1 protein-coding gene is annotated in these 940 nt (G+C 48.3%); it reads left to right on the top strand.

Translation table 11 applies throughout. The features are described from left to right. Positions 1 to 40: 40 nt before the first annotated feature. Positions 41 to 940, top strand: a 900-nt coding sequence (locus tag A3735_RS29440; protein WP_231882333.1) for a thrombospondin type 3 repeat-containing protein, incomplete at its 3' end; no start/stop codon positions are given.

The following is a 940-nucleotide window of genomic DNA, read 5'->3' as shown; positions in this document are numbered from 1 at the left end:
CAGTATTGAATATGACGGCCCTGCACAGTGGATGCGTGATATGGGAACTAGCGGCCCAGAAGCCTGTACCACAGGGGATGTCGAAAGTGGCGCGGTTGAAGCGGACTACGACCAAGCTGTCGAGGACTGTGGCGGCCTGGATAAGCTGCTAACGACAGAAGAAGTGAACGATACCGTTTGGTACAGCGAGCAAGATACGGTTGCTTTTGATAGCGGTGGAACCGGCAGCTTCGAAGACCATCACACTGGAACTGAATACACGACTACCTGGTCGATAGATTCTGGCTTTGTTCGCTTTACGGCGACAAGTGCTTCAGGAGTATTCTCTCGTAAGCTAGGCATCTTGGCTGACGGCTTTCCTCATATTTCTACCAAGTTCTTCCATGATGGTGAAGCTAATGACTACATTGCTAGCATGCTGTATGCAGTGAGTGAAGATGCGACTGACAGTGACTCAGACGGTATACCGGATGATATTGATAACTGTCCGACTGATGCAAACAGTGATCAGCAAGATAGCGACCATAATGGAATAGGTGATGCCTGTGATGGGGGAGACACCTCTGGTCATATGTTTACGGTAGAAGAACTTTCTGACCAAACTCGCTTTAATGTTTATTTCGACGATGCGCCAGATGATGGTGGCGACCCTTACTACATTATGGAGTCCATGACCTTTAATTCTGATGGCTCGTTTAGTGCTGAGCTAGATGACAATGCCTTGTCGCGCGGAGAATCACACTATTCAGGTGACTGGAGTATAGAAGCCGGGGACTTGGTTTTATCACTCAATGGAGGCACAGAAACAGAATATATTCACGCCTTTGGGGTAGATGATGAAAATGGCGCACTACTCGTATGTTGGGGGTCTGCACCTTGTTCTGATGACACAGAATGGTTCTTTGATGGCCAGCTAGCAGCTGAAGCATTCTTGGTAGCA

This window comes from Oleiphilus sp. HI0061 (assembly GCF_001635675.1).
This window is presented reverse-complemented; position numbering and strand designations above follow the sequence as displayed.